At 75.3% G+C, this 24,220-nt stretch carries 23 protein-coding genes; 17 read left to right on the top strand and 6 right to left on the bottom strand.

What is annotated here, in order from left to right; genetic code table 11:
* Nucleotides 1-574 precede the first annotated feature (574 nt).
* Both IE106_RS12080 and IE106_RS12075 read left to right on the top strand, forming a co-directional pair.
* Nucleotides 575-1,252, top strand: a complete 678-nt coding sequence (locus IE106_RS12080; protein WP_189532850.1) for an HD domain-containing protein — start codon at nucleotides 575-577, stop codon at nucleotides 1,250-1,252.
* 102 nt (nucleotides 1,253-1,354) lie between these two features.
* Nucleotides 1,355-2,584 carry a Cmx/CmrA family chloramphenicol efflux MFS transporter gene (locus tag IE106_RS12075; RefSeq protein ID WP_189533215.1) on the top strand — a complete coding sequence of 410 codons (1,230 nt, stop codon included), beginning with the start codon at nucleotides 1,355-1,357 and terminating at the stop codon, nucleotides 2,582-2,584.
* Here the strand turns inward: IE106_RS12075 and IE106_RS12070 are convergent.
* Together IE106_RS12070 and IE106_RS12065 are read right to left on the bottom strand one after the other, a co-directional pair.
* Nucleotides 2,556-2,831, bottom strand: coding sequence for a DUF4031 domain-containing protein (locus tag IE106_RS12070; protein WP_189532849.1), 276 nt, complete (start codon nucleotides 2,829-2,831; stop codon nucleotides 2,556-2,558). The genes IE106_RS12075 and IE106_RS12070 overlap by 29 nt on opposite strands.
* Nucleotides 2,828-3,184 (bottom strand): DUF8819 family protein, encoded by a 357-nt coding sequence (locus IE106_RS12065; RefSeq protein WP_189532848.1) that lies wholly within the window; start codon nucleotides 3,182-3,184, stop codon nucleotides 2,828-2,830. The genes IE106_RS12070 and IE106_RS12065 overlap by 4 nt, the downstream gene beginning before the upstream one ends.
* A 57-nt stretch (nucleotides 3,185-3,241) precedes the next feature.
* Between IE106_RS12065 and IE106_RS12060 the strand changes: the two genes are divergently transcribed.
* The 4 genes from IE106_RS12060 (at nucleotide 3,242) to IE106_RS12045 (ending at nucleotide 7,404) form a co-directional block, all read left to right on the top strand.
* Nucleotides 3,242-4,186: a MurR/RpiR family transcriptional regulator gene (locus IE106_RS12060; RefSeq protein ID WP_189532847.1), complete on the top strand. Its 945-nt coding sequence runs from the start codon at nucleotides 3,242-3,244 to the stop codon at nucleotides 4,184-4,186.
* 28 nt (nucleotides 4,187-4,214) lie between these two features.
* Entirely contained in the window at nucleotides 4,215-5,141 is a 927-nt protein-coding gene (gene murQ / locus IE106_RS12055; protein WP_189532846.1) for an N-acetylmuramic acid 6-phosphate etherase, read from the top strand.
* A 28-nt stretch (nucleotides 5,142-5,169) separates the two neighbouring features.
* Complete coding sequence (locus tag IE106_RS12050) at nucleotides 5,170-6,675, top strand: PTS transporter subunit EIIC (protein WP_189532845.1); 1,506 nt, start codon at nucleotides 5,170-5,172, stop codon at nucleotides 6,673-6,675.
* Between the two features lie 84 nt (nucleotides 6,676-6,759).
* The gene (locus IE106_RS12045; RefSeq protein ID WP_189532843.1) at nucleotides 6,760-7,404 is read left to right on the top strand and encodes a flavin reductase family protein; all 645 of its coding nucleotides are present in this window, start codon (nucleotides 6,760-6,762) and stop codon (nucleotides 7,402-7,404) included.
* A 7-nt stretch (nucleotides 7,405-7,411) separates the two neighbouring features.
* Here the strand turns inward: IE106_RS12045 and IE106_RS12040 are convergent, their stop codons facing one another.
* The 3 genes from IE106_RS12040 to IE106_RS12030 all read right to left on the bottom strand — a co-directional run bounded on the left by IE106_RS12040 (nucleotide 7,412) and on the right by IE106_RS12030 (nucleotide 10,205).
* Complete coding sequence (locus tag IE106_RS12040) at nucleotides 7,412-9,001, bottom strand: hypothetical protein (protein WP_189532841.1); 1,590 nt, start codon at nucleotides 8,999-9,001, stop codon at nucleotides 7,412-7,414.
* 56 nt (nucleotides 9,002-9,057) lie between these two features.
* Entirely contained in the window at nucleotides 9,058-9,573 is a 516-nt protein-coding gene (locus tag IE106_RS12035; protein ID WP_189532839.1) for a SigE family RNA polymerase sigma factor, read from the bottom strand.
* Nucleotides 9,574-9,731: 158 nt separating this feature from the next.
* Nucleotides 9,732-10,205, bottom strand: a complete 474-nt coding sequence (locus tag IE106_RS12030; protein WP_189532837.1) for a carboxymuconolactone decarboxylase family protein — start codon at nucleotides 10,203-10,205, stop codon at nucleotides 9,732-9,734.
* Nucleotides 10,206-10,927: 722 nt separating this feature from the next.
* On the opposite strand from IE106_RS12030, the gene IE106_RS12025 reads away from it, so the two are divergent.
* The 11 genes from IE106_RS12025 (at nucleotide 10,928) to IE106_RS11975 (ending at nucleotide 23,177) form a co-directional block, all read left to right on the top strand.
* Complete coding sequence (locus IE106_RS12025; protein ID WP_189532835.1) at nucleotides 10,928-12,388, top strand: nitroreductase family protein; 1,461 nt, start codon at nucleotides 10,928-10,930, stop codon at nucleotides 12,386-12,388.
* 5 nt (nucleotides 12,389-12,393) lie between these two features.
* Nucleotides 12,394-13,833 (top strand): class I adenylate-forming enzyme family protein, encoded by a 1,440-nt coding sequence (locus tag IE106_RS12020; protein WP_189532833.1) that lies wholly within the window; start codon nucleotides 12,394-12,396, stop codon nucleotides 13,831-13,833.
* Between the two features lie 27 nt (nucleotides 13,834-13,860).
* Nucleotides 13,861-14,124, top strand: a complete 264-nt coding sequence (locus tag IE106_RS12015; protein ID WP_189532831.1) for a phosphopantetheine-binding protein — start codon at nucleotides 13,861-13,863, stop codon at nucleotides 14,122-14,124.
* Complete coding sequence (locus IE106_RS12010) at nucleotides 14,117-14,833, top strand: dihydrodipicolinate reductase C-terminal domain-containing protein (RefSeq protein ID WP_189532829.1); 717 nt, start codon at nucleotides 14,117-14,119, stop codon at nucleotides 14,831-14,833. The genes IE106_RS12015 and IE106_RS12010 overlap by 8 nt, the downstream gene beginning before the upstream one ends.
* Nucleotides 14,830-15,579: a class II aldolase/adducin family protein gene (locus IE106_RS12005; RefSeq protein WP_189532827.1), complete on the top strand. Its 750-nt coding sequence runs from the start codon at nucleotides 14,830-14,832 to the stop codon at nucleotides 15,577-15,579. Before IE106_RS12010 ends, IE106_RS12005 begins: the two co-directional genes overlap by 4 nt.
* Before the next feature lie 132 nt (nucleotides 15,580-15,711).
* Nucleotides 15,712-16,851 (top strand): acyl-CoA dehydrogenase family protein, encoded by a 1,140-nt coding sequence (locus tag IE106_RS12000; protein WP_189532825.1) that lies wholly within the window; start codon nucleotides 15,712-15,714, stop codon nucleotides 16,849-16,851.
* A 62-nt stretch (nucleotides 16,852-16,913) separates the two neighbouring features.
* The gene (locus IE106_RS11995; RefSeq protein ID WP_189532823.1) at nucleotides 16,914-18,290 is read left to right on the top strand and encodes a condensation domain-containing protein; all 1,377 of its coding nucleotides are present in this window, start codon (nucleotides 16,914-16,916) and stop codon (nucleotides 18,288-18,290) included.
* Complete coding sequence (locus IE106_RS11990; protein ID WP_189532821.1) at nucleotides 18,287-19,348, top strand: polysaccharide deacetylase family protein; 1,062 nt, start codon at nucleotides 18,287-18,289, stop codon at nucleotides 19,346-19,348. The genes IE106_RS11995 and IE106_RS11990 overlap by 4 nt, the downstream gene beginning before the upstream one ends.
* A 143-nt stretch (nucleotides 19,349-19,491) precedes the next feature.
* Entirely contained in the window at nucleotides 19,492-20,775 is a 1,284-nt protein-coding gene (locus tag IE106_RS11985) for an MFS transporter (RefSeq protein ID WP_189532819.1), read from the top strand.
* 329 nt (nucleotides 20,776-21,104) lie between these two features.
* Nucleotides 21,105-22,379: an LLM class flavin-dependent oxidoreductase gene (locus IE106_RS11980; RefSeq protein ID WP_229840299.1), complete on the top strand. Its 1,275-nt coding sequence runs from the start codon at nucleotides 21,105-21,107 to the stop codon at nucleotides 22,377-22,379.
* Between the two features lie 210 nt (nucleotides 22,380-22,589).
* The gene (locus tag IE106_RS11975; RefSeq protein WP_373295942.1) at nucleotides 22,590-23,177 is read left to right on the top strand and encodes a GNAT family N-acetyltransferase; all 588 of its coding nucleotides are present in this window, start codon (nucleotides 22,590-22,592) and stop codon (nucleotides 23,175-23,177) included.
* A gap of 301 nt (nucleotides 23,178-23,478) precedes the next feature.
* Here the strand turns inward: IE106_RS11975 and IE106_RS11970 are convergent, their stop codons facing one another.
* Nucleotides 23,479-24,183: a GDSL-type esterase/lipase family protein gene (locus IE106_RS11970; protein WP_189532815.1), complete on the bottom strand. Its 705-nt coding sequence runs from the start codon at nucleotides 24,181-24,183 to the stop codon at nucleotides 23,479-23,481.
* Between the last annotated feature and the right edge of the window lie 37 nt (nucleotides 24,184-24,220).

The following is a 24,220-nucleotide window of genomic DNA, read 5'->3' as shown; positions in this document are numbered from 1 at the left end:
CGCTCGTGGGCGGCTTATGGGCAGAGGGGCCACACCCGTGCCGGGGAGGGGGAGGGTGCCGTGTTGGGCCGCTCGTGGAGCCGAAGGGGCGCGCGGGTGTCGGGAAGACGGGCGCGCGCAGGCCCCGAGGTACGAGGTGTCCGGGCTGGGGGAGGGCGCCCATGCGGGCCGCTCGGGGGGTTGAGGGGCCGCACTCTGTGCCGGGGAGGGGGACGGCGCCCCCCTGTACCGCTCGTGGAGCCGAAGGGGCGCGCGGGTGTCGGGAAGACGAGCGCGCGCAGGCCCCGAGGTACGAGGTGTCCGGGCTGAGGGAGGGCGCCCATGCGGGCCGCTCGGGAGGTTGAGGGGCCACACTCTGTGCCGGGGAGGGGGACGGCGCCCCCCTGTAGCGCTCGTGGAGCCGAAGGGGCGCGCGGGTGTCGAGGCGGTGATCGCGCGCAGCGCCCCGAGGTACGAGGGGCCGAGCACGTTCACCGCCTCGACACCCGCTCACAGCGCCCCGGAGGCGGAACGAGCCCAAAAAGGGGGGCGCCCCGGAGGCGGAACGAGCCAAAAAAGGGGAGAACATAGGCCCATGCCTCTCACCCCGCCCCCGCACCCCGCCCACGACGAGCTGCGCCGCCGTTGGGCGGAGACCGTCCACGAGGCGCGGGAGGGGCGTCCCGTCGGGGACGGCGGGCCGGATGTCGGCCGGTACGCCGACGACCTCCTGCGCCGCTGGGCCGAGCCGCAGCGGCGCTACCACACGACCGACCACCTCCTCGCCGTCCTGCGCCGCGTCGACGACCTCGCCGGCCATGCCGACGACCCGGCCGCGGTGCGGCTCGCGGCCTGGTTCCACGACGCGGTGTACCTGCCCGACCGGGACACCAACGAGGAGCGCAGCGCGCGGCTCGCCGAGCGGGCGCTGCCGGAGCTGGGGGTGGGGGCGGCGCGTACGGCGGAGGTCGCCCGGCTCGTCCGGCTCACCGCCACCCACGACCCGGCGCCCGGCGACCGGGACGGGGAGGTGCTGTGCGACGCGGACCTGGCGGTGCTGGCGGGCGCCCCGGAGGCGTACGAGGCGTACGCGGCGGCGGTGCGCGAGGAGTACGGGTTCGTGCCGGACGACGCGTTCCGCGGGGGCCGTGCCGCCGTGCTGGGGCAGCTGCTGGCCCTGCCGCGGCTGTTCCGCACCCCCTACGGCGCCGGGCGGTGGGAGGGTGCGGCGCGCCGCAACGTCGCCGCCGAGCTGGAGCGGCTGGGAATCTAGATCGTCCGGGCGGTGTTCTCACCGGACATGCCGTCCAACGACGATCATCCCTCCATCTCCGGTTCCCCCCTGCCCGCCTCCTCCGCCCCGGCCCCGGCCCGCATGCCGGCGGCCGTGTACATCCTGGGCCTGTCCGTCTTCGCGCTCGGTACCAGCGAGTTCATGCTGTCCGGGTTGCTGCCGCCCATCGCGGACGACATGGACGTGTCGATCCCGCGGGCGGGGCTGCTGATATCGGCCTTCGCGATCGGCATGGTCATCGGTGCGCCGCTCCTCGCCGTGGCGACGTTGCGGCTGCCCCGCAAGACGACGCTCGTCGCGCTGATCACCGTGTTCGGCCTCGGCCAGGTCGCGGGTGCCCTCGCGCCGTCGTACGGGGTGCTGTTCGCGTCCCGGGTGGTCAGTGCCCTGGCGTGTGCCGGGTTCTGGGCGGTCGGCGCGGCCGTCGCCATCGCGATGGTGCAGCCGGGGGCGCGGGCCCGCGCGATGGCCGTGATGATCGGCGGCCTGTCCATCGCGAACGTGCTGGGCGTCCCGGCGGGCGCGTTCCTCGGTGAGCAGCTGGGCTGGCGGTCGGCGTTCTGGGCGGTCGGCGCCGCGTCCGCGGTGGCCCTGGTCGGCGTGGTGACGCGGATCCCGCGCATTCCGCTGCCCGAGCGGAAGCCGGCGCTGCGGAGCGAGCTGACCATCTACCGGGACCGGCAGGTGTGGCTCGCCGTCGTCGTCACCGCGCTCGCGGCGGGCGGCGTGTTCTGCGCGTTCTCGTACCTGGCGCCGCTGCTGACCGACGTGGCCGGGCTGGCGTCCGGCTGGGTGCCGACGGTGCTCGGGCTGTTCGGGGTCGGCGCGCTGGTGGGGACGACGATCGGCGGGCGGGTCGCGGACGCGCACCTGTTCGGCGTGCTGCTCAGCGGCATCGCCGCGTCGACGGTGCTGCTCGCGGCGCTGGCGCTGTTCGCGGGCAGCCCGGTCGCGGCGGTCGCCCTGTCGTTCCTGCTGGGCGTGTCGGCGTTCTACACGGCGCCCGCCCTGAACGCCCGGATGTTCAACGTCGCCGGTGCCGCCCCGACCCTCGCGGGCGCCACGACGACGGCCGCGTTCAACCTGGGCAACACCGGCGGGCCGTGGCTCGGCGGGACGGTCATCGACGCGGGGCTCGGCTTCCCGGCGACCGCGTGGGCGGGTGCCGCGATGACGCTGGTCGCGTTCGCGGCGGTCGCCGTGGCGCTGCGGCTGCACCGCCGGGAGGCCCGTACGCCCAGCCGCATCGTCATGGGGGCGTCGGCGGAGCAGGCCGGGGCGCTCACGCGGAAGGCGCCGGACGCCGTTTAGGGCGGCGCAGCCCGGCCGCGGTGAGGCGCCGCACGAGTTCCTTCGACCCGATCTCCACGGCGCCCGCCGCGACGGCGTCCGCGTACCGGTCGGACGGGATGTCGTAGTGGTCGCCGTCGAAGGCGCGGGGCGGGCAGCCGATCGCGGCGGCCGCCGCGTGCAGTTCGTCGAACGACTCGTCGCTGACCAGGTGGGACCACATGCGGCCGTGGCCCGGCCAGTTCGGCGGGTCGATGTACAGGGTCACGTGAGACCGCCGACCGGGGCGACCACCACGCCGGCCCGCCCGCACACCCAGTGCGGGTCCGGGCCGAGCTCCGGTTCCACGTCCAGGGCGTGCGGGTCGCCGGAGTCGCAGACCGGGCACAGCGGCCAGCGCCCGTACCGCTCCAGCAGCGCGTCCTGCACGTCCTGCGCGACCAGCCCGGCGACGTACGCGAGGCCGTCCGGCCACTGCTCGACCCACCACCGGCGGTCCGCGACGGCGTCCTCGACGAGTGACACGATCTCCGCCTGGGCGACGTCCCGGGCGGACAGGTCGGCGAGGACCAGCGCACGTGCGGTGTGCAGTGCCTGCTCCACGGGGTCCGGCTTGCTCATACGGCCATTCTGACGCGCGGGGTTGACGCCCACCATCACTGAAAATACGTTTCAGGAGTGACCGAGGAACTGAAGGAAACTTTCACCGGTGGTGCGGTGGCGGTGGGCGGTGGGGCCGCCCCCGACCCGCTCGCCGCGAAGGTGCGCACCCTCGCCCCGTCCATGACGCGGTCCATGCAGCGCGTCGCCGAGGCCGTCGCCTCCGACCCGGCGGCCTGCGCCGCCCTCACGGTCACCGGCCTCGCCGAGCGGACCGGCACCAGCGAGGCGACCGTCGTCCGCACGGCCCGCCTCCTCGGCTACCCCGGCTACCGCGACCTGCGGCTGGCCCTCGCCGGACTGGCCGCCCAGCGCACCTCCGGCCGCTCCCCGTCGGTCACCTCCGACATCGCCGTCGACGACCCGATCGAGGCCGTCGTCGCCAAGCTCGCCCGCGACGAGCAGCAGACCCTCGCCGACACGGCCGCCGCGCTCGACACCGCGCAGCTCGCCGCGGCCGTCACCGCCCTCGTCGACGCCCGCCGCATCGACGTGTACGGCATCGGCGCCTCCGGCCTCGTCGCCCAGGACCTGGCGCAGAAGCTGCTGCGCATAGGGCTCGTCGCGCACGCCCACAGCGACCCGCACGTCGCCGTCACCGGCGCCGTGCAGCTCCGCTCCGGTGACGTCGCCGTCGCCATCACCCACTCGGGCGCCACCGCCGACGTCATCGAACCGCTCCGCGTCGCCTTCGAACGGGGCGCCACGACCGTCGCCGTCACCGGCCGCCCGGACGGGCCGGTCGCCCAGTACGCCGACCACGTCCTGACCACCTCCACCGCCCGCGAGTCCGAGCTGCGCCCGGCCGCCATGTCGTCCCGCACGAGCCAGCTCCTCGTCGTGGACTGCCTGTTCACCGGCGTCACCCAGCGCACGTACGCGACGGCCGCGCCCGCCCTGTCCGCGTCGTACGAGGCGCTCGCCCACCGCAGGACGCCGCGCCAGCGCACGACCCCCCGCTGAGCCCGCCGAGCACCGAGAGAGCCGCACCATGAACGACCCCGCCGCACTCCGCACCCAGCTGGGCGCCCTCACCACCGAGGAGTTCCGCCCCGACCTCGCGGACGTCGACACGCGCTCCACCCTCGACATCGCCCGCGCCATGAACGCCGGGGACCGGACCGTCCCCGACGCGGTCGCCGCGCAGCTGCCCCGCATCGCCGCGGCGATCGACGCCATCGCGCCCCGCATGGCGCGCGGCGGGCGCCTGGTCTACGCGGGCGCGGGCACCGCCGGGCGGCTCGGCGTGCTGGACGCCAGCGAGTGCCCGCCCACCTTCAACGCCGACCCGTCGCAGGTCGTCGGCCTCATCGCGGGCGGGCCCGACGCGCTCGTACGGTCCGTGGAGGGCGCGGAGGACTCGGCGGCCCTCGCCCACGACGACCTCGGGGCCCTCGCCCTCACCCCGGACGACACGGTCGTCGGCGTGTCCGCGTCCGGCCGCACCCCGTACGCGGTGGGCGCCGTCACCCGCGCGCGCGAGGCGGGCGCCCTCACCGTCGGCCTCGCCTGCAACGCGGGCAGCGCCCTGGCGGCGGCGTCCGACCACGCGATCGAGGTGGTCGTCGGGCCCGAGTTCGTCACCGGCTCGACGCGGCTGAAGGCCGGTACGGCGCAGAAGCTCGTCCTCAACATGATCTCGACGATCACGATGATCCGCCTCGGCAAGACGTACGGGAACCTGATGGTCGACGTGCGGGCCACCAACGCCAAGCTGCGCGCCCGCTCCCACCGCATCGTCGCGCAGGCCACGGGCGCCGGCGACGAGGAGATAGCGCGGGCCCTGGAGGCGACGGGCGGCGAGGTGAAGCACGCCATCCTCGTCCTGCTGGGCGGGGTGGACGCCCCGGCCGCCGCGCGCCTCCTCGCGGAGCACCACGGTCACCTGCGCGCCGCGCTGGCAGCGGCGGCCCCCTGACGCACTCCCCGCACGCGAGGCCCCCCACATGACGACGACCGAAGACCCCCGCCCGTCGGACCACCGCTCCACGGCCGCCGCGCTCCTGCCGCTCGTCGGCGGCGCCGCCAACGTCACGTCCGTCACGCACTGCATGACCCGCCTGCGCCTCGCCCTCGGCGACCGCGCCCTCGTCCGGGACGCGGAGCTGCGCGCCCACCCGGCGGTGCTGGGCGTGGTGGAGGACGAGGGGACGTACCAGATCGTGCTGGGCCCGGGGAGGGTGGCGCGGGTCGCCCCGGAGTTCCGGGCCCTGGTCGCCGAGGCGGCGGCCCCGGACGCCACCGGGCCCCCGGACACCGCGGGTCCGGCAGGTCCCGCCGAACCGGGCGGGCCGGGTGAGCCGGGTGAGCCTGTCGAGCCGGGCGGCCCCGGAGGGCCGGGCGGGCCGGGCGGTGCGGCGGCGCGGCCCGCCGCCGCGGGGGACGCGCGGCCGGTGCGCCGCCTCCTGCGCCGCGTCGCGAACGTCTTCGTCCCCCTCATCCCCGCCCTCATCGGCTGCGGCGTCATCGCCGGACTGGGCGGCCTGCTGGTCAACCTCGGCGTCCTGCCCTCCCTCACCCCCGCCCTCACCGCGATCGCGTCCGGCTTCATGGCGCTGATCGCCGTCTTCGTCGGCTACAACACGGCGCAGGAGTTCGGCGGCACCCCGATCCTGGGCGGGGCCGTCGCCGCGGTCGTCGTCTACGCGGGCGTCGCCCGGATCGAGGTGTTCGGGCAGCAGCTGTCACCCGGCCAGGGCGGGGTGCTGGGCGCGCTCGCGGCGGCGTTCCTCGCGACGCGCGTCGAGAAGTGGTGCCGCCGCCGCGTCCCCGAGGCCCTGGACGTCCTCCTCACCCCCACCCTGACCGTCCTCGTCGCGGGCCTCGCCACCGTGTACGGGCTGATGTACGCGGCCGGGAAGGTCGCGTCGGCCATCGGCACCGCCACCGACGGGCTCCTCGCCCACGGCGGCGCGGCGGCCGGGTTCGTCCTCGGCGGGCTGTTCCTGCCGCTCGTCATGCTGGGCCTGCACCAGGCGCTGATCCCCCTGCACGCCACGCTGATCGAGCAGCAGGGGTACACGGTCCTCCTGCCGGTCCTCGCCATGGCGGGCGCCGGGCAGGTGGGCGCGGCGCTCGCCGTGTACGTGCGGCTGCGCCGGGCCGAGGGGCTGCGCCGGACGATCCGCTCCGCGCTGCCCGCCGGGCTGCTGGGCGTGGGCGAGCCCCTCATCTACGGCGTGACGCTGCCGCTGGGCCGCCCGTTCGTGACGGCGTGCGTGGGCGGGGCGGTCGGCGGGGGAGTGGTCGGCCTGTTCGGGATGGGGGGCGACACGGTCGGCTCGACGGCGATCGGCCCGTCCGGCTGGGCGCTGTTCCCCCTGCTGGACGGGCCGGGCGGCCCCCTCGCCACGGTCGGCGCCTACGCGGCGGGCCTGTTCGCCGGGTACGCGGCGGGCTTCGTCGCGACGTACTTCTTCGGCCTCCGGAACGTGACCCCGCCCGCCCCGTGACGGCGGCGCGGCGCTCCTGCCGCCCGCCGCGGGCGGTCCACCCTTCGGCGTCCGCCGAAGGGTCCGCCGCCTACGGTCGGGACCATGAACGCCACGCCCACGACCGCGCCCGTCCGGCACCACCGCACCCTCACCCCGAGCATCCTGTACTTCGGCACCCCGGTGGTCCTCCTCACCACCGAGAACCCGGACGGCACCGCCAACCTGGCGCCCGTGTCGTCCGCGTGGGCGCTCGGCCGGACGGTCGTCCTCGGCCTGGGCGTGGACGGCCGCACCGCGCACAACCTGGCGGACCGCCCCGACCTGGTCGTCAACCTGCCCTCCCCGGACCTGTGGGAGGCGGTGGAGCGCCTGGCCCCGCTGACCGGCGCCGACCCGGTGCCGCCCGCCAAGCGGCCCGTCTACCGGTACGAGCCGGACAAGTTCGCCGCCGCCGGGCTGACCCCGCAGGCGTCGGTACGGGTCGGCCCGCCGCGCGTCGCGCAGTGCCCGCTCCAGCTGGAGGCCCGCGTGCGGCAGCGCACCCCCAGCGCCGACGGCTCCTTCTGGACGGTGGAGGCGGAGGTCCTCCACGTCCACGCCGACCCGGACATCACCGTCCCGGGCACCCAGCACGTCGACCCGGGCGCGTGGAGCCCCCTCGTCTACAACTTCCGCCACTACCACGGCCTCGGCCCGGAGCTCGGCCACGGTTTCCGCTCCGAGACGGCGGCCCGCCGGGCGGGATGAGGGGGCGCTAGCGCCTGGCCTCCAGGGACCTGAGGTAGGTCTCGTCGTTCCACAGCCCGGACAGGACCGTCGCCTTCAGCAGTGGCAGGCCGACCGCCGGGGTGGTGCGGGTCGCGTCGGCGTCCGGCGCGGGCGCGTTGTACGCCGTGACGGTCACGTACACGCCACCCGGTCGGGCGCCGGTGACGACCCAGCGGACGACGCCCTTGCCGCCGCCCTCCACCGGTTCCTGGCGGACGGCGAGCTGCGGCTCGGACGTCGTGTTCCGCCGGGACTCGTCCCGCCGCAGTTCGATCAGGCCGGGCCCGAGGCCGTCCTCGTCCTCGATCCGCTTCCCCTCGATGCCGAGCTCGTCCATGTAGCGGTAGGGCGCCGTCGGCCGGGTGGGGCCGCCGGTCTCCTCTTCCGGCGCGGCGGGCAGGGCCCCGAGGGCCTTCTTCCACGCGGGTGACATGGCGACGGACTTCAACTGCTCCAGCGTCAGCGGCGGTTCGTCCCGGACGGGCCGCCGCTTCTCCCCCGGGGCGTTCCAGGCGGTGACCTCCACCATGTCGCCGCCGGCCGAGACGTACGTGGCCTTCCGCTCCACCAGCCCCTTCCCGGGGCGCGCCTCGTAGGCGTCCACCGCGGATCCGCCCGGCAGCTCCTGCCGCTTGCAGGCGCGGGGGTAGCACCTCGTGAACTGCTGGGTGGAGGGGCCGTCCGGGTCGACGCGGTACAGCGCGACCTCGACCCGGGCCCCGCCCTCGCCGTCGTCGTACAGGACGGACCCGGCCGGGCCCAGCGGGTGGGAGGTGTCCCGCCCGTCCGGCGCGGTGATCGTCCCCTTGGGCAGCAGCGAGGTGAGCGTGGCGGCCATGCCCGGGCCGGTCACGGTGACCGGGGGCCTCACCCAGGCCGGGTCCATCGGCTTCTCGCCGAGCAGCGGATCGGGCTTCGGGAGCCGGTCGAGTTCCTTGCGCCACTCACCGGCGCGCATCAGCCGGGTCACGTCCCCCCACAGCACCGGCTCCGGCCGGCTGCCCCTGGGGCTCTTCGGGTCGGGCGCGTTCCACACGGTCACCTCGATGAAGTGCCCGTCCGGCGTGACCTCCTGGTTCCGGTCGTGCCAGACCTCGGCCGCGCCGGCTTTCCCCGTGCGGCCGGAGCGGGAGGTGTCGCGGCCCGTGTCCCCCCGGCGGGGGTCCGCCACGCCCATGCGGAAGTCGACGAGTCCGGCGCCGCTCCTGCCGTCGTCGTACACGAACGACACGTGCACGTACTCGCCGGGCTTGCGCGGGAAGTCCTTCCTCCGGCTGATCGTGCCGTCGGGCAGGAGCTTCTCGAAGGTCGCGAGCACCCGCTCGCCCCCCACCACCGGCGTCTCGTCGGCGACCGACGCCTCCCGGTCGAGGTCGGGCAGGATCCCGCTCGCGTAGGCGCCCGTGCCGAGCACGCCGAGCGCGATCACGCTCGCGGCGACGGCCCATGTCCGCCTGCGGCGCACGCTGTGACGTCCCCGCTCCGTGGCTGTCATGATCAACTTCTCCTGTCGGTCGGTGTCGAAGCTGTCGCCGACGCGGCGCAGCGCCTCGCCGAGTTCGTCCTCAAAGGGCATGGACATCCACCAGTTCGCGTAGGGGGTCGAGGAGGGGCGGGCCCGCGGGCCGGCGGTCAGGCCGACACGAACTCGGCCAGGCTGGGCCCCAGGAGGGCCCGCAGACGCGCCAGTGCCCGCGTGGACCGGGTCCGTACGGCGGCGGCGCTGGTGTTCATGGCGTGGGCGGTCTCCTCGACGCTGCGGTCCTCCCAGTAGCGCAGCACCACCACCGCGCGGTCCTTCGGCGGCAGTTGCGCGAGGGCGTGCAGGAGTGCCAGCCGCGTGTCCGGGTCGCAGGCCGGTAAGGCCTGCCCGTCCGGGAGTTCCGAGAGGACGACCTCGTCGGAGGAGCGGCGGCCCCGGTGGGTGAGGAACGCCCGGACCAGGACGGTCTGGGCGTACGCGGCGGGGTTGTCGATCCGGCGGCCCAGGCGGCGCCCCCACGCGACGTACATCCGCCGCAGCGTCTCCTGCACCAGGTCCTCGGCGAGGTGGACGTCGCCGCTGGTGAGGAGGCACGCGGACCGGAGGAGATGCCCCGTGCGGGCGGCCGCGAACTCCATGAACTCGTCCGCACGGGACCTCTTCATGCCCTCACCGTTCGTCGCTGTCGTCGGGCGGGGCCTGCGTGCCCCCTCACCCGTACGACCCGGTGGGGCCGGGGAAACGTTTCACATCCCCTTCGGCGCGGAACGCCCCGGTCCGGACGGCCGCCGTCCGGGCCGGGGCAGGGGCCGGGGCAGGAGGATCACCCCCACTGGCCCGGCCGGTAGTCGCCGGCGGGCTGACGGGTGAGGACGTTGACCCGGTTGTAGGCGTTGATGACGGCGATGAGCGACACGAGGGCGGCGAGCTGCTCCTCGTCGAAGTGCCGGGCGGCCCGCGCCCACGCCTCGTCGGTGACGCCGCCGGCCGCGTCCGCGATGCGGGTGCCCTGCTCGGTCAGTTCCAGGGCGGCCCGCTCGGCCTCCGTGAAGACGGTGGCCTCGCGCCACACCGCGACCAGGTGGAGGCGGGTCGGGGACTCACCGGCGTGCGCGGCGTCCTTGGTGTGCATGTCGGTGCAGGCGCCGCAGCCGTTGATCTGGCTGGCGCGGATCTTCACCAGCTCCTGGACGGCGGCGGGCAGGGGCGAGTCGGTGACGACCTTGCCGGCCGAGGCGAGGGAGCGCAGGAACCGGGCGCCGACGGGGTTGCCGTAGAAGGCGAGACGAGCGTCCATGGGGAACTCCTGGGTCGTTGCGGTGGGTTGCTTGCACCGGGTTGACGGACCGGGCAGGGAGGTCGTGACGGCGCAGGGAGGTGACCTGGGTCACCCGCCTGCGGCGCGGGCTGACGCCGAGCGGGTCCCCGGCGCCGCGTGAGCTCCCACCGCCTCACGGTGTCCCGCCGCCTCACGGCCCCCACCGCCTCACGCCCCCCCGTTGCCTTACGGCCCCCCCGCCGCTTCACGGCGCCCCCGGCCGGACGGGCGCCGCGGACCGCTCCGGGGCCCGGCCGCTCCGGAAGCGCGCCCCGGTTCACGGAGGCCGCCCGGTCCGCCGTTATTTATTCAACTAGCTTTGATTTTATTGGTCTTGACCAATGCCCACGGTGCTTGGCATGCTGGCAATGGCCGTAACCGATCATGCGCTCGCGTGATGCGGGCGCTCCATCGGATATGTGTCACATTCTGAGACAGGGGGCCGGACAGGAAAGCGCTCGCCGTGACCGGCGCAGCGGCTCAGGTGTCAGAAAACCGTGCCACCCTTCTCGCGATCCGATGATGCATCGCCCCTGGTCAAAGAGCGGTCAGAGGCCCTGTGAAAGGGCTTTCGCAATCGCCGGCCGCGTGCTCCTCACATTCCTCCGCCACGCAATAAGCCCGCAATATCTGCGCGGAGGACGATTTCTGCCCCATGTGCATTCCGTGGACTGTCAGAGAAAAGGAGGTCTGCGTCAGCCGTGCAAGGAAATCTGATCACACAGAAAGCCGTACCGGTCGCCTGCGCGTCCGAGCGGGAATCCCCGGGCGACGCCGCCGACCTGTGGGCCCGGGTGGCCCTGCCGGCGGCGTCACCCGAGCCCCCCGCCGAGCCCGTCGCCGCCCCCGGCCTGCGCCTCGCCCTGTCCCTGCTGGAGGAGGGCGTGCTGACCAGCCGCGCCAACCGCTCCTGCGGGTCGTACGTGGCGCGGGCGGTGCCGTCGGCCGGAGCCGTGTACCCGTACGAGTTCGCCGTCCTCGCCGTGGAGAACGGCGTGCCGACGGCCTTCCGGATCGACGCCGACCGCCGCACCTGCGCCCGGACGGCCGCCGGCGCCCCCGTCACCGCCGCGCTGGACGCGTCCGCGCTGGACGTCCCGGACGGCGGCGCGCTGGTGGTCACGCTCACCCGCCCCTGGCTCTCGATGCGCAAGTACGGCGACCGCGGCTACCTGTACACGCAGCTCGACGCGGGGCACGCGGCCGGGAACCTCGTCCTGGCCGCGGCCGGCCGCGGCGCCGCGGGGGCGCTGCGGCTGCGCTTCCCGAGGGAGGCCCTCTCCGCGCTGCTGGAGGCGGGCGAGAACTGCCGGGAGATCCACTCCGCGGTCCTGGTGCCGGCCGCCCCGGCCGACGAGTCGTGGACCCGCTGGACGGTGCACGACGACACCGACCGGGAACTGCGCGGGCCCACCTGGCGGTCGTGGCTGGAGAGCACCTGCTGGGACTCCCTCACCGGGTGGTCCGCGCCCTCCGGCGCCCCCGCCCTCAAGGCCGCCCCCGCCCCGCTCGCGCACCTGTCCGCCGACCGGCGGCCGGACGGCGGGGACGGCGGCCTGGGCGACCCGTCCCAGTGGCCGGAACTGATCGGGACGCGCGTCTCCAGCAAGGCGTTCACCGGCGAACCCGTCTCCGCCGCCGCCGTCTGGCAGGCGGTCTCGGCCCTGTCGACGCCGCTGGAGACCGACCTGCCCGCCCCCTCGCCGCTGTCCGCGACCCTGGTCCTGCGGTCGACGACGGAACCCGGGCAGGACGCCGTGTACCGGCTGCGCACCGGCGAGCGGCGGCCGGGACGGCTGCCGTCCACCGACGAGGTGGCCCGCGCCTGCATGCAGCAGCGCGCCCTCGCCGGCGCCGCCGCCGTCCTGCTGCTGCACGTGCCGCGCACCTCGCTCGCCGGGGCCGGATCGGCCGCCGACGCCGAGAACCTGCGCGAACTCGCCTTCCGCTGCGGCGCCCTGGGCCAGCTGCTCTACCTGGGCGCGAACCGCGCGGCGGTCGGGGTGACCGCCATCGGCGGCTTCGACACGCCGCTGTGGCGCACGCTGGCGGGACTGCCGGAGGACGACGAGATCCTCTACGCCCTGCTGCTCGGCTGCCCGGACGACTCGGGGATCAAGTTCGACCGGCTCGCCACCGCGCACGCCCAGAACGAGCGGTGAGCCCGATGAACACCGTCCTTCCCGACGTCTTCACCGAGGTCCTCGCCCGCCACGGCGACCGCGTCGCGGTCACCGACGCCGACGGCTCCCTCGGCTACGCCGCACTCGCCGACCGGGCCCGTGCCGCGGCGGACACGCTCGCCCGGCACGAAGTGCCCGGCGAGCGGCTGCGGGTGGGCCTGTACGCCGCCAACTCCACCGACTACGTCGTCGGTTACCTGGCGGCGCTGTTCGCCGGAGCGGTGCCCTTCCTGGCCGACTCGGCCTTCGGCCCGTTCGAACTCTCCCGGATCGCCGAGGACTGCGGGCTGGACCTGCTGGTCCACGCCCCGGGCGCCGACGTCCGGGCCGTCGTGGACCGGGCCCCCGGGGACGCCGGCGGGATCGGCGCCCTCGGCGTCAGCCGGGTCCGCCGGTACGACGCCCCCCGCCCGCGGCTGCTGGACGACACCGAGGTGTGCCGCTTCACCTCCGGCTCCACCGGCCGGCCCAACTGCATCGAGTTCTCCGGCGCGGCCGTGTCCGCGGCGGCCGCCAACTGGGCGAAGGGCACCGGACTCACGGCCGGGGACCGGATCGCCTGTTTCGCCGCGCTCTCCAACGGCCTGGCCTTCAACACCTCGCTGCTGGCGGCCTTCCTCCCGGGCGCCTCCCTGCACCTGTCGCAGGGCCTGCCCACCGCCTCCCGGGTCGTACGGCTCCTGGAGGGCACCGCCGCCACCCGGCTGGTGGCGTTCCCCGCGCTGTACGAGTCGATCGTGCGGCGCGCCCCGAAGGAGGGCTTCGCCACCGTCCGGGCCGCGATCTCCTCCGGCGCCCCGCTGCGCGAGACCGTGCGCGAGGAGTTCACCCGGCTCACCGGCGTGCCGATCCACAACTACTACGGGGTCGCCGAGGCGGGGCCGCTGACGTACGCCCCCGACGGGTCCGGCAGCGGGCTCGGACCCCCCCTGCCCGGCGTGCGCCTGCTCGCGGAGGAGCAGGGCATCCGGGTCCGCAGCGAGTCGATGGGCTCGCGCTACCTCAACGCCCCCGGCGTGTTCGAGGAACGCCTCGACGGCGAGGGCTACTACCGCACCGGCGACCAGGGCCACCTGGTCGACGGCGTGCTCCACCTGACCGGGCGCACGAGCCGGCTGGTCAACGTGGGCGGACGCAAGATCGACCCGATCGAGATCGCCGACGTGCTGCGCGCGGCCCCCGGGGTGCTGGACGCGGTCGCCTTCGAGGCCGAGAACCAGCACGGCGAACCGGCCCTGGCCGCCGTCGTCGCCGTCGGGGCCGGCGTGACCGCGCAGTCCCTGCGCACCCACTGCGCGGCGACGCTCCCCTCGTTCAAGGTGCCCGGCATCCTCCGCCTGGTGGACCGCATCCCGGCGAACTCGATCGGAAAGCCGTCCGTCGAACGCCTGCGGCGCCTGCTCGGCGAGCCCCGGAACGACTGAACCCCCTCTCGAGACACAGGAAACCCCATGGACAGCAGCGCGCTCCGCACCAAGATCCTCGACCTCGCCGTCGCCGCGGGGGACGGCAGCGTCACCGCCGCCGAACTCGCCGGCGCCGGCTACTCGCTGCGCGACGTCGGCTACTCCTCCCTCTCCTACATGCGCCTGATCGACAGCATCGAGAACGAGATCGGCGTCTACCTGGACCCGGAGGCCGACATCGAGCACTACGAGACCATCGACTCCGTCACGGCCCTGGTGATCGCCAGCGGGACGGGCGCCGATGCCTGAGAGACCCGTGGGCGGGAGCCCCACGATCGGGATCGTCGGCCTCGGGCGGCTCGGCTCGGCCCTGCGGTCGGTCTGCCGGGACCACGGCACGAGGGTGACCCTCACCGCCTCCCGCCGCGGCGGCTGGTCCGTCGAGGAGGTCCCCGACGTGCTCGTCGACGCCAGCGCGCCCGGGGCCCACGCCGAGGTCCTCGACTACTGCGCCACCCACCGGGTCCCGCTCGTCGCCTGCGTCTCGAACCTGGCGGACACCCAGTGGAAGGCGCTGGAGGGCCTGGCCGAGAAGGTGCCGGTGGTCCGGGCCACCAACCTCTCCTTCGCCCACTACCTCCAGGTGCGCATCGCCGAGTTCACCGCCGCCCTCACCGCCGGCGGGCCCGGCGCGACCACCACCGTCCGGGAGCGGCACCCGCTCGGCAAGGCCCACCGGCCGAGCGCCACCGCCCTGGCGCTGGCCGACACCTGGGCCCGGGCGAGCGGCCGGGCGGTGGCCGACGTCGCCGACGAGCGGGCCGGGCTGCCGGTCAGCGAACACGAGCTGACCCACACCTGGGACGGCGAGTCGCTGCACGTACGGCACCACGTCGGCAGTTGGACGGTACCGGCCCGGGGCGCGCTGGCCGCCGCCGGCTGGGCCCGCGCCGCGTCCCCCGGCCTGGTCACCATGCGGACCGTCTACGGCGACCTGACAGCGAGGAGCACGACATGACCACCGACGAACCCCAGCCGCTGAGCCCGGCCGAACGCCGGCTCGTCCTCCAGGTGGCGATCGGCGCCCGGATGCTCTCCCTCGACGGGCACGACGACTTCAACCAGGGCCAGATCTCCGCCCGGATGCCCGGCGGGGACGAGTTCTTCATCAAGGGGGCGCTGGTCGGCTTCGACGAGGCCGCCCCGGCGGACGTGGTCCGCTGCCCGGTGGACCCCGCCCTGCCCGCGCCGCCGCTGGCGCCGCCGGAGCTGCCCCTGCACCAGGCCGTCTACCGCGCCCGCCCGGACGTCAACGGCATCGTCCACAGCCACGCCCCGTACACCCTGCTGTTCGGCGCCACCGACCTGCCGATGCGCCCGATCTCGCACGACGGCGCCTACTTCCGCGACCGGATCGGCCTGTTCACCGAGACCAGCAACACCGTCCTGGACATCGGGACCGGTGAGCGCATCGCCAAGGACCTCGACGACCACCCGGCCGTCCTGCTGCGCAACCACGGTGGGGTGGTCGTCGGCAAGAGCGTGCGGCACGCCGCCGTCTTCGCCCAGGTGCTGGAGCGGGCCTGCCGCCTCCAGCTGACCGCCGAGGGCACCGGCGTCCCGTACACCTGGTCCACCGAACGGGACGTCGCCGCCAAGCAGGACTTCATCTACGCCGACCTCTCCGTCCGCTCGTACTGGGACCACGCCGTCCGCCGGGTCGGCCGGCACTGGCCGGAGACCACCGGCTGGGGCCGCGCCTGACCGCGCCGCCCGAACGGTCCCCACCGGTGGAGGATCCGCCGCCACGGAGCAGGCGGGCCGCCGCGCCCTCGCGGGCCGGGGGCGCGCGGCCCCGCTCCGCCCACCACACCCGACACCCACGGAGGTCGTCCGATGAAGGTCCAGCGCATCCTGCCCACGGAGGAGGCGGCCGAGCTGCTCGGCCTGGTCCGGGAGATCGCGACCGGTGAACTCGCGCCCCGCGTCGCCGCGTTCGAGGCGGCCCACGAGTTCCCCCGGGAGGTCGTGCGCACCCTGGGCAAGGCCGGGCTGCTGAGCCTGCCGTACCCCGAGGAGTACGGCGGCGGCGGACAGCCGTACGAGGTCTACCTCCAGGCGCTGGAGGAGATCGCCTACCACTGGTTCGCGGTGGCCGAGGCCGTCAACGTGCACAACCTCGCCTGCTTCGGCACCGCCGCGTACGGCACCCCGGCCCAGCGCGAGGAGCTGCTGCCCGACATGTTGGGCGGCGAACTCCTGGGCGCCTACTGCCTGTCCGAGCCGGAGGCCGGCTCGGACGCGGCCTCGCTCACCACCCGGGCGGTGCGGGAGGACGACGGCTACCGCGTCACCGGCACCAAGGCCTGGGTCACCCACGCCGGCCACGCGGACTTCTACAACGTCTTCTGCCGCACCGGCGGGCCGGGGGCCCGGGGGCTGTCCTGCCTGGTGGTCCCCGGCGGCACGCCGGGCATGGTGGTGCACGCGGCCGAGCGGAAGCTGGGCGTCTGGTCCAACCCCACCGCCCAGGTCGGGTTCGAGGACGTCCGGGTGCCGGCCGGGCGGCTGATCGGCCGCGAGGGCAAGGGCTTCCTGATCGCGATGGGCGCCCTGGACTGCGGCCGGCTGGGCATCGCGGCCTGCGCGGTCGGCATCGCCCAGGCCGCCGCCGACTACGCCGTGCGGTACGCGAGGGAACGCCGCCAGTTCGGGCAGCGGATCGCCTCCTTCCAGGGCGTCGGCTTCATGCTCGCCGACATGGCCACCCAGATCGCCGCGGCGCGGGCCCTCACCCTGGCGGCCGCCCGCCTGAAGGACGCCGGTCTGCCGTACTCGCTGGAGGCGGCGAAGGCGAAGCTGTTCGCCACCGACACGGCGATGAGGGTGACCACCGACGCGGTGCAGGTCCTCGGCGGCGCCGGCTACGTCTCCGACCATCCGGTGGAGCGCTGGATGCGCGAGGCCAAGCTGCTGCAGATCGTCGAGGGCACCAACCAGATCCAGCGCCTGGTCATCTCGCAGGGCCTGGACTAGCCGTCCCGGCCCCCTTCCGGCCGGCGTCGTACGAGACAACCGAAAGCAGGTGTGGGAACACGATGACCACGGTCGAGAGGCGGACCCTCGCACTGGACCGCGCGCGAGCGGGGACGGGCCCGGCCACCTGGGGGCAGCGGGCGATCTGGGGCGTCGTCACCCGGCTCGGGGACGACGCGCCCAGGTACAACCTGCGGCTCGACCTCCCCCTCGCCCCGCCCCGCCCCGCCTCCCGCGTGCTCGCGGACCTCACGGAGCTGCTGCGGATGCACGACAGCCTGCACACCAGGCTCCTGCCGGACGGCGGGGACGGCCTGGAGCAGGTCGTGGACGGCGGCGGCGAACTCCCGGTGGAGGTCCGCGCGTGCTCCGCCGCCGAGGCCCCGAAGGTCGGCGGGGCCCTCATGGAGGAACTGGCGGGGCGCCCCTTCGACCACGCCCGGGAGTGGCCCTTCCGGGTCGGCCTCGTGGAGTGCGGGGGCCTGGTCCACCGGCTGGTGCTGGCGGCGTCGCACACCGCGATGGACCTGTGGGGGGAGGGCCGGATGCTCCGCGACCTGCGGCTGATCGAGTCGGGGGAGTCCGCCGGCGCGCTGCTCCTGGCACGCCCCGCCCTCCAGCCCCTGGAGGCCGCGGAGCTCCAGGCGTCGCCGCTCGGCCGCCGCCGGGACGAGGCGGCCCGGCGCTACTGGTGCGAGCGGCTGGCCGCCGGGCCCCGGCGGATCCTCCCCGGGCCCGCGGCGCCGGACCGGGCGGCGGCCGACCCGGACCGGCGGTTCCCCAACGCGCTGCTGCGCTCGCCCGCGCTGGCGGTCGCCGTCGAGCGGGTGGCCCGGCGGCTGGGGGTGAGCGACGCCGCGGTGCTGCTGGGGGCGGCCTCCCACCGGCTGGCCCGGATGTCCGGGAGCCGCGACGTCCTGTTCCAGGTGGTGGTGAGCAACCGCTTCCAGCCGGCCGCCGCCGAGTCGGTCAGCACGATGGCGCAGGAGGCCGTGTTCCTCCTCACCGACGCGGACCGGGACTTCGAGGACGCGGTACGGCGGACGCGGTCCGTCTCGTTCGGCGCGTTCCGCCACGCGGGATACGACAAGTGGGCGCTGGACCGGGAGGTGGCGCGGCTGGTCGGGCGCGGCGAGGCGGCCGACCACTCGTACTGGTGGAACGACACCCGGGACCCGGCCGACGGGCCGTTCGACACCGTCGAGCGGCCGCGGTCCCCGCTGGGCGAGCTGCTCGGCCGGACCGAACTGACCTGGCCGACGGAGTTCCTGCCCCGGGCGAACGTCTCGATGGCGGTGGACGTGCTGACCGCGCCGGGCGCCCTGGAGCTGGCCATGACCGCCGACCCGGCGGTCCTCACCCGCGAGGGGATGGAGCGCTTCCTGCGCGGGGTCGAGGAGTCGGTGGTCGCCGAGGCGGTCGCCCGGGGGGACGGATGAGCGCGCGGTACGCGGGAATCGCCTGGACGGGCGCGGGCTACCGGGTCGAGGTCCTCGACGCCGCGGGGCGCCGGGTGGCGGAGCCGGGCGACTGGCGTGCCGACCGGGTCGCCGAACTCATCGCCTGGCTGCGGGACCTGGACGGGCAGCGGCCGCCGGCCGTGGTCGTCGACAGCACCAACGGCCTGCTCGACGGGCCGATGACGGCGGCGGGCCTGGAGGTCTACCGCGCCGACCCCTGGCTGCTGCCGCCCCGGCCGCGGTTCGGTTCCGTCCCGGCCGGCCGGCTGGCGGAGCAGGCGCGGAGCGCGCCCGGCACGCTGGCCCGGGTGACCGCCGAGGGCGGCAGCCTGACCGGCCGCGCCGACGAGTTCCACGAGGGCGTACGGCGCGGCGAGCCGATGCTGGCGGCGCTGACGGCGGCCGGACGCTGCTTCGAGCACGGCCGCCGGGACACCCCGCGGGCCGCGCTCACCTTCGACGACGGCCCCGATCCGGTGCACACCCGCCGGATCCTGGGGATCCTGGACCGCTACGGCGTCCGGGCGACCTTCTTCTGCGTCGGCCACCACGTCGCGGCGCTGCCCGACGAGGTGCGCCGGATCGCCGCGGCCGGCCACGAACTGGGCAACCACTCCTGGTCGCACCCCTTCCTGCCCGACCTGACGCCGGAGCAGCTGCGCGAGCAGCTCGACCGGACGGCGGAGGCGGTGGCCCGGGTGACCGGCGGGGCCCCGAGGTGGTTCAGGCCGCCGTACGGCGGCCTGGACCCGGAGGTGCTGGCCACCCTGGCGGAGCACCCGACCACCCTGGCGCTGTGGGACGTGGACTCCCGCGACTGGGCCAGGCCGGGGCCGGAGCGGATCGCCGCGACCGTCCTGGGGGCCGCCGGGCCGGGCTCGGTGGTGCTGATGCACGAGGGCGGCGGCGACCGCGACCAGACCGTGCGGGCCCTCCCGGCGATCATCGAGGGTCTGCTCGCGCGCGGCCTGGAACTGGTGCCCGTGGGAGAGCTGCCCGCGCCGCCCGTCCAGGCCGGCCCCGCCGGACCCCCCTGACCCGCCCTGTCCCGGACCGCCCCGCGGACCGGCCGCCGGGGCCCCGGCGCCCCGGCGGCGGCCCACCGCGCGGCGCTGGACGGGACGCCGGGCGGCCACTCGACCACCACGACCACGAACCACGGCTGGAGCAGGGAAGAGTCATGAGAGAGCGCTCGGCAGAGCACACCGCGGCGGTGGCGCCCCCGCAGGACCAGGACCGGCCCGCCGAGGGCCCGCCGACGGGGGAACCGGCGATCTGGTCGCGCAACTTCCAGTACTACTTCACCGCCCGCAGCGCGGGCCTGCTCGGCTGGGCGATGCTGCCGGTCGCGGTCTCGGCCGGGCTGCTCAGCGCCGGGTACGGCCTGAGCACGGCGGGGAACGCGATGGCCTTCCTGGTCGGCCCGTTCGCCGGGCTGGTGCTGTTCGGCGGGGTGCTCGCGGACCGCTTCACCGCCCGCCGGCTGATGATCGCCGCGGACCTGGCCAACCTCACCGCCCACGTGCTGCTCGCCCTCCTCTTCCTCCGCGGCATCGACCAGCTGTGGCACCTGTACGCGCTGCTGGTGGTGGCCGGCGTCGCCAACGCGATGTTCCAGCCGGGCGCCTCCTCGACCGTCCCGCTGGTGGCCCGGGACGTGCAGGGCGCCAACGGGGTGCTGCGCATCTCCGAGGCGCTCACCGCGCTGGGCGGCCCGGCGCTGGCCGGTGTGCTGGTCGGAGTGGGCGCCACCGGCTGGGTGATGGTGATCTCCGCCGTCGCCTACGGGACCAGCGCGGTCTGCCTGTGCGCGCTCCGGCTGGGGGTGGTGCCCGCCCCGCCGGCCGGCGAGAGCCTGTGGCGCAACCTGGTGGCCGGGTGGCGGGAGGTCCGCAGCCGCAGCTGGCTCTGGGGCGTGATGGTGATCTGGATGTTCTTCGCCGTCTTCGCCTGGGGGCCGCAGCTGTCGATCGCCGCCGGGGTGATCGTGCCCGAGCACGGGGCCACCGCCTTCGGCCTGCTCAACTGCGCCTTCGGCGCGGGCACCGTGGTCGGCGGCCTGTTGGCCCTGCGCTACAAACCCGAACGGCCGCTCGCCGTCGGGGCCGTGGCGATGCTGGCCTACCCGCTCTACCCGCTGGGCATCGTCCTCGACTGGCCGGTCTGGCTGCTCGCCGTCGCCCAGGTCGCGGTCGGGATCGGCATCACCTTCTGGGGCGTCATGTGGGCCACCAGCGTGCAGACCCAGGTGCCGGGCGAGGTGCTCAACCGCGTCCACGCCTACGAGGTCGCGGGTTCCGTCGGCATGTTCCCGGTCGGCAGCGCGCTGGCCGGCCCCGCGGCCGGGGCGTTCGGCACCGATCGGGTGCTCCAGGTGGGCATCCTGTTCGCCCTCCTCACCGCCGCCGCCCTGCTGGCCGCCCGCCCGATCCGCACCCTGGCCCGGGTGCCGGACCGTGCCTGAGCGAGGGGGGCCGGACCCGGGCGGCGCGGGGCCGGGCCCTTCGGAAGGGGTCCTTTCCGGCCGCCGCCCTCCGGGGAGGCGGGCCGTCCGGGAAGGCGGGGATCCGGGCCGGCCCCGAGACCGGGGCCGGACCCCGGTCCGCCCGGGGCACGGCCGGGCGCGATCGTGTCCACCTCGTCAACTGGCCTTTGCCAGAGGGATATCGACGGCCGAACATCCGTCGGCTACCGGCCAAAGCGTGGCCGATTCGGTATGCGCAGAGGTACGGAAGGGCAGCTCAAGATCGTTGGGCGAAGGTGCCACAGGTGCGCCCGATGCCCCTGTGACGGATGACGATCGAGGAGTTCCCCACCATGCGCTTCGGACTGCTGTACCAGCTCCAGTTGCCCCGACCGTGGGACGGTGACAGCGAGGAGCGCCTCATCCGGGAGGCGCTGGAGCAGATCGAGCTGGCCGACCGGCTCGGCTTCGACCACGCCTGGGCGACGGAGCACCACTTCCTGGAGGAGTACTCCCACTCCTCCGCGCCGGAGGTCTTCCTCGCCGCGGCGGCCGCCCGCACCGAGCGGATCCGCCTCTCCCACGGCATCGTCACCCTCTCCCCGGCCGTCAACCACCCGGCGCGCGTCGCCGAGCGGATCGCCACGCTCGACCTGATCTCGGGCGGGCGCGTCGACTTCGGTACCGGGCAGGGCAGTTCGCAGATGGAGCTGGACGGCTTCGGCGTCGACCGCGCCACCAAGCGGGACCAGTGGCGGGAGGCGGTCGGCGTGGTCACGCGGATGCTCGCGGAGGAGCCGTTCACCGGGCACAAGGGCCGCTGGATCGACACGCCGCCGCGCAACGTCGTGCCGAAGCCGAAGCAGAAGCCCCACCCGCCGCTGTGGGTCGGCTGTACCGCCCGGCCGACCATCGAGGCCGCCGCCCGCGCCGGGCTGGGCGCGCTGGCGCTGTCCTTCTCCACCCCGGAGGAGGCGAAGGAGTGGGTCGACCTGTACTACCAGGTGATCACCTCCGACGACTGCGTGCCCGCCGGGCTCGCCGTGAACCCCAACTTCGCGGTCGTCCTGCCGCTGATGTGCCACCACGACGCGGACACGGCGTTCGACCGGGGCATCGACGGTGCCCACTTCTGGTCGTACTGCCTCATGTACTACTACTTCCTCGGCAGGCACCGCCCCGGCGGCAGCGACATGTGGCGGGAGTTCCAGGAGAACCGCGCGCGGCACGGCCTGTCCCGCGACCCCGCCCAGGAGCCCCCCGCGCCGGGCACCCCCCAGGCGCGGCTGGAGGAGATCGCGTCCCTGCGGCAGGGCATCGGCACGCCGGACCAGCTGGCGGACCTGGTCCGCCGGTACGAGGCCGCGGGCGTCGACCAGATCATCTTCGCCGCGCAGCTCGGCAGGAACCGGCACGACCACGTCTGCGAGTCCCTGCGCCTCTTCGCGGAGGAGGTCATGCCCGAGTTCACCGCCCGCAGGGCGGCGCGGGACGCGGAGAAGAACGCCCGCCTGGAGGGCCCGGTCCGGCGGGCCCTCGCCAGGATCCCCGCGCGGACGACCGACATCGGCGACTACGCCGTCGGCCCGGAGATGGCGGGCTGAGCCGGGAGGGGCCCGTCCGGACCGGCTCCGCGCCCGTCCGGACCGGCCCCGCGCCCGGGCGGCGGCCCCGAGGCCGGGCCCTCCACCCCGGAACGCGCCGCCCCCCGGCGCCACCGTCCGCGGCGGCGCCGGGCCAACGGCGCGACAGGACAGCGGCGTTATCCGGTGGAGGGGAAGCGGCCGGTCGGCCAGGATCGGGCCATGGACACCGTGGAGCCCTTCCTCGTCACCGAACGCCTGGAACTGCGCCCGTTCACCGACCGCGACGAGGGCCTCCTCGTCGAGCTGGACGGCGACCCGGAGGTGATGCGGTACCTCACCGGGGGGCGGCCGACCCCGCCCGCGGACGTGCGGGGGCGGGTCCTGCCGCGGCTGCTGCACCGCTACCCGTGCACCGGCGAGCCCGGCTTCTGGGCGGCGCGGGAGCGGGCGACGGGGGCCTTCGTCGGTTGGTTCGAGCTGCGGCCGCTGCGGGACGACAGCGCGGAGGCGGTGGAGCTCGGGTACCGCCTGCGCAGGGCGGCGTGGGGCCGCGGGTACGCCACGGAGGGTTCGCGCGCCCTGGTCGACAGGGCCTTCACGGAGCTGGGCGCCGAGCGGATCACGGCCGACACGATGGCGGTGAACGCCGGTTCGCGCCGGGTGATGGAGAAGAGCGGCCTGACGTACGTCCGCACCTACTTCGGCGACTGGCCGGAGGCGATCGACGGTTCGGAGCACGGCGAGGTCGAGTACGCCCTCACCCGTCAGGAGTGGGAACGGCGCCGGACCGCCCGAAGGCCGGCGTTCCCCGGGTAGCCGACCTTCCGCACGGCACGGGGAGGGTGCCCCGCTGGCCCGCTCGTGGAGCCAAAGGGGCGAGGGTGTCGGCCGGGACCGGCTCCGGGGCCGGGTGGCACCTGGGAGGGGGAGGGCGTCCCCCTGTACCGCTCGTGGAGCCGAAGGGGCGCGCGGGTGTCGGCCGGGATCGTCCCCGGGGCCGGGTGGCACCTGGGAGGGGGAGGGTGCCCCCGTGGGCCGCTCGTGGAGCCGAAGGGGCGCGCGGGTGTCGAGGCGGTGATCGCGCGCAGCGCCCCGAGGTACGAGGGGCCGAGCACGTTCACCGCCTCGGCACCCGCTCCCAGCGCCCCGGAGGCGGAACGAGCCGAGAAAAGAGCGCCGCCACGAAGGCCGCGGCCAGTTTGTGCTCGCCCGCCGGGCCCGGGTGGGTGCCGTCGTAGGTGTCCGTGCGCAGGTCGTAGTCGGCCGGGGGCGCGGCCAGGACCAGGGGGGAGCGCCGGGTGTGCAGGTCGGCGACCGTCTGTGCGAGGAGACGGTTGAAGCGGGCGCACTCCGCCGCGAAGGGCGGCTCCTCCTCGGCCCGTATGTTCGGTATGACCGGCAGCAGCACCGCCCGCACGTCCGGGTCGGCGGCCCGCGCCGCCGCGAGGAACGCGCGGACGTTCTCCACCGTCTGGTCGCTGTTGGTGTAGAAGCCCAGGTCGATCAGGCCCAGGGAGACCAGCAGCACGTTCGCCCCGGTCGCCGCCACGGCCTCCCCGACGAGGGGCGCCATGTGCAGCCAGCCCTCGCCCCAGCCGGCCAGGTGGGCCCGCGCCTCCTCGGGGAACGCCGGGTCCGCGTACGCCGTCGACACCGCCGCGCCCGCCTCCGGGTCGTACAGCGTCGTCCGCGGGCCCACGATCGCGTACCCGCCGGGGCCCAGTGACGCCTCCAGGTGCTGCCACATGCGGTAGCGCCAGGTGTGCTCGCCGGCGCTGCCGATGGTCATGGAGTCGCCGACGAACATGAACCTGGGACGCATGGCCGCCATCATGGCCGGTGGCGGGCCCCGGACGCCA

This window comes from Streptomyces roseolilacinus (genome assembly GCF_014649335.1).
GTDB lineage: Bacteria > Actinomycetota > Actinomycetes > Streptomycetales > Streptomycetaceae > Streptomyces > Streptomyces roseolilacinus.
The sequence above is the reverse complement of the archived record's forward strand: the minus strand, read 5'-3'. Positions and strand labels throughout refer to the sequence as shown.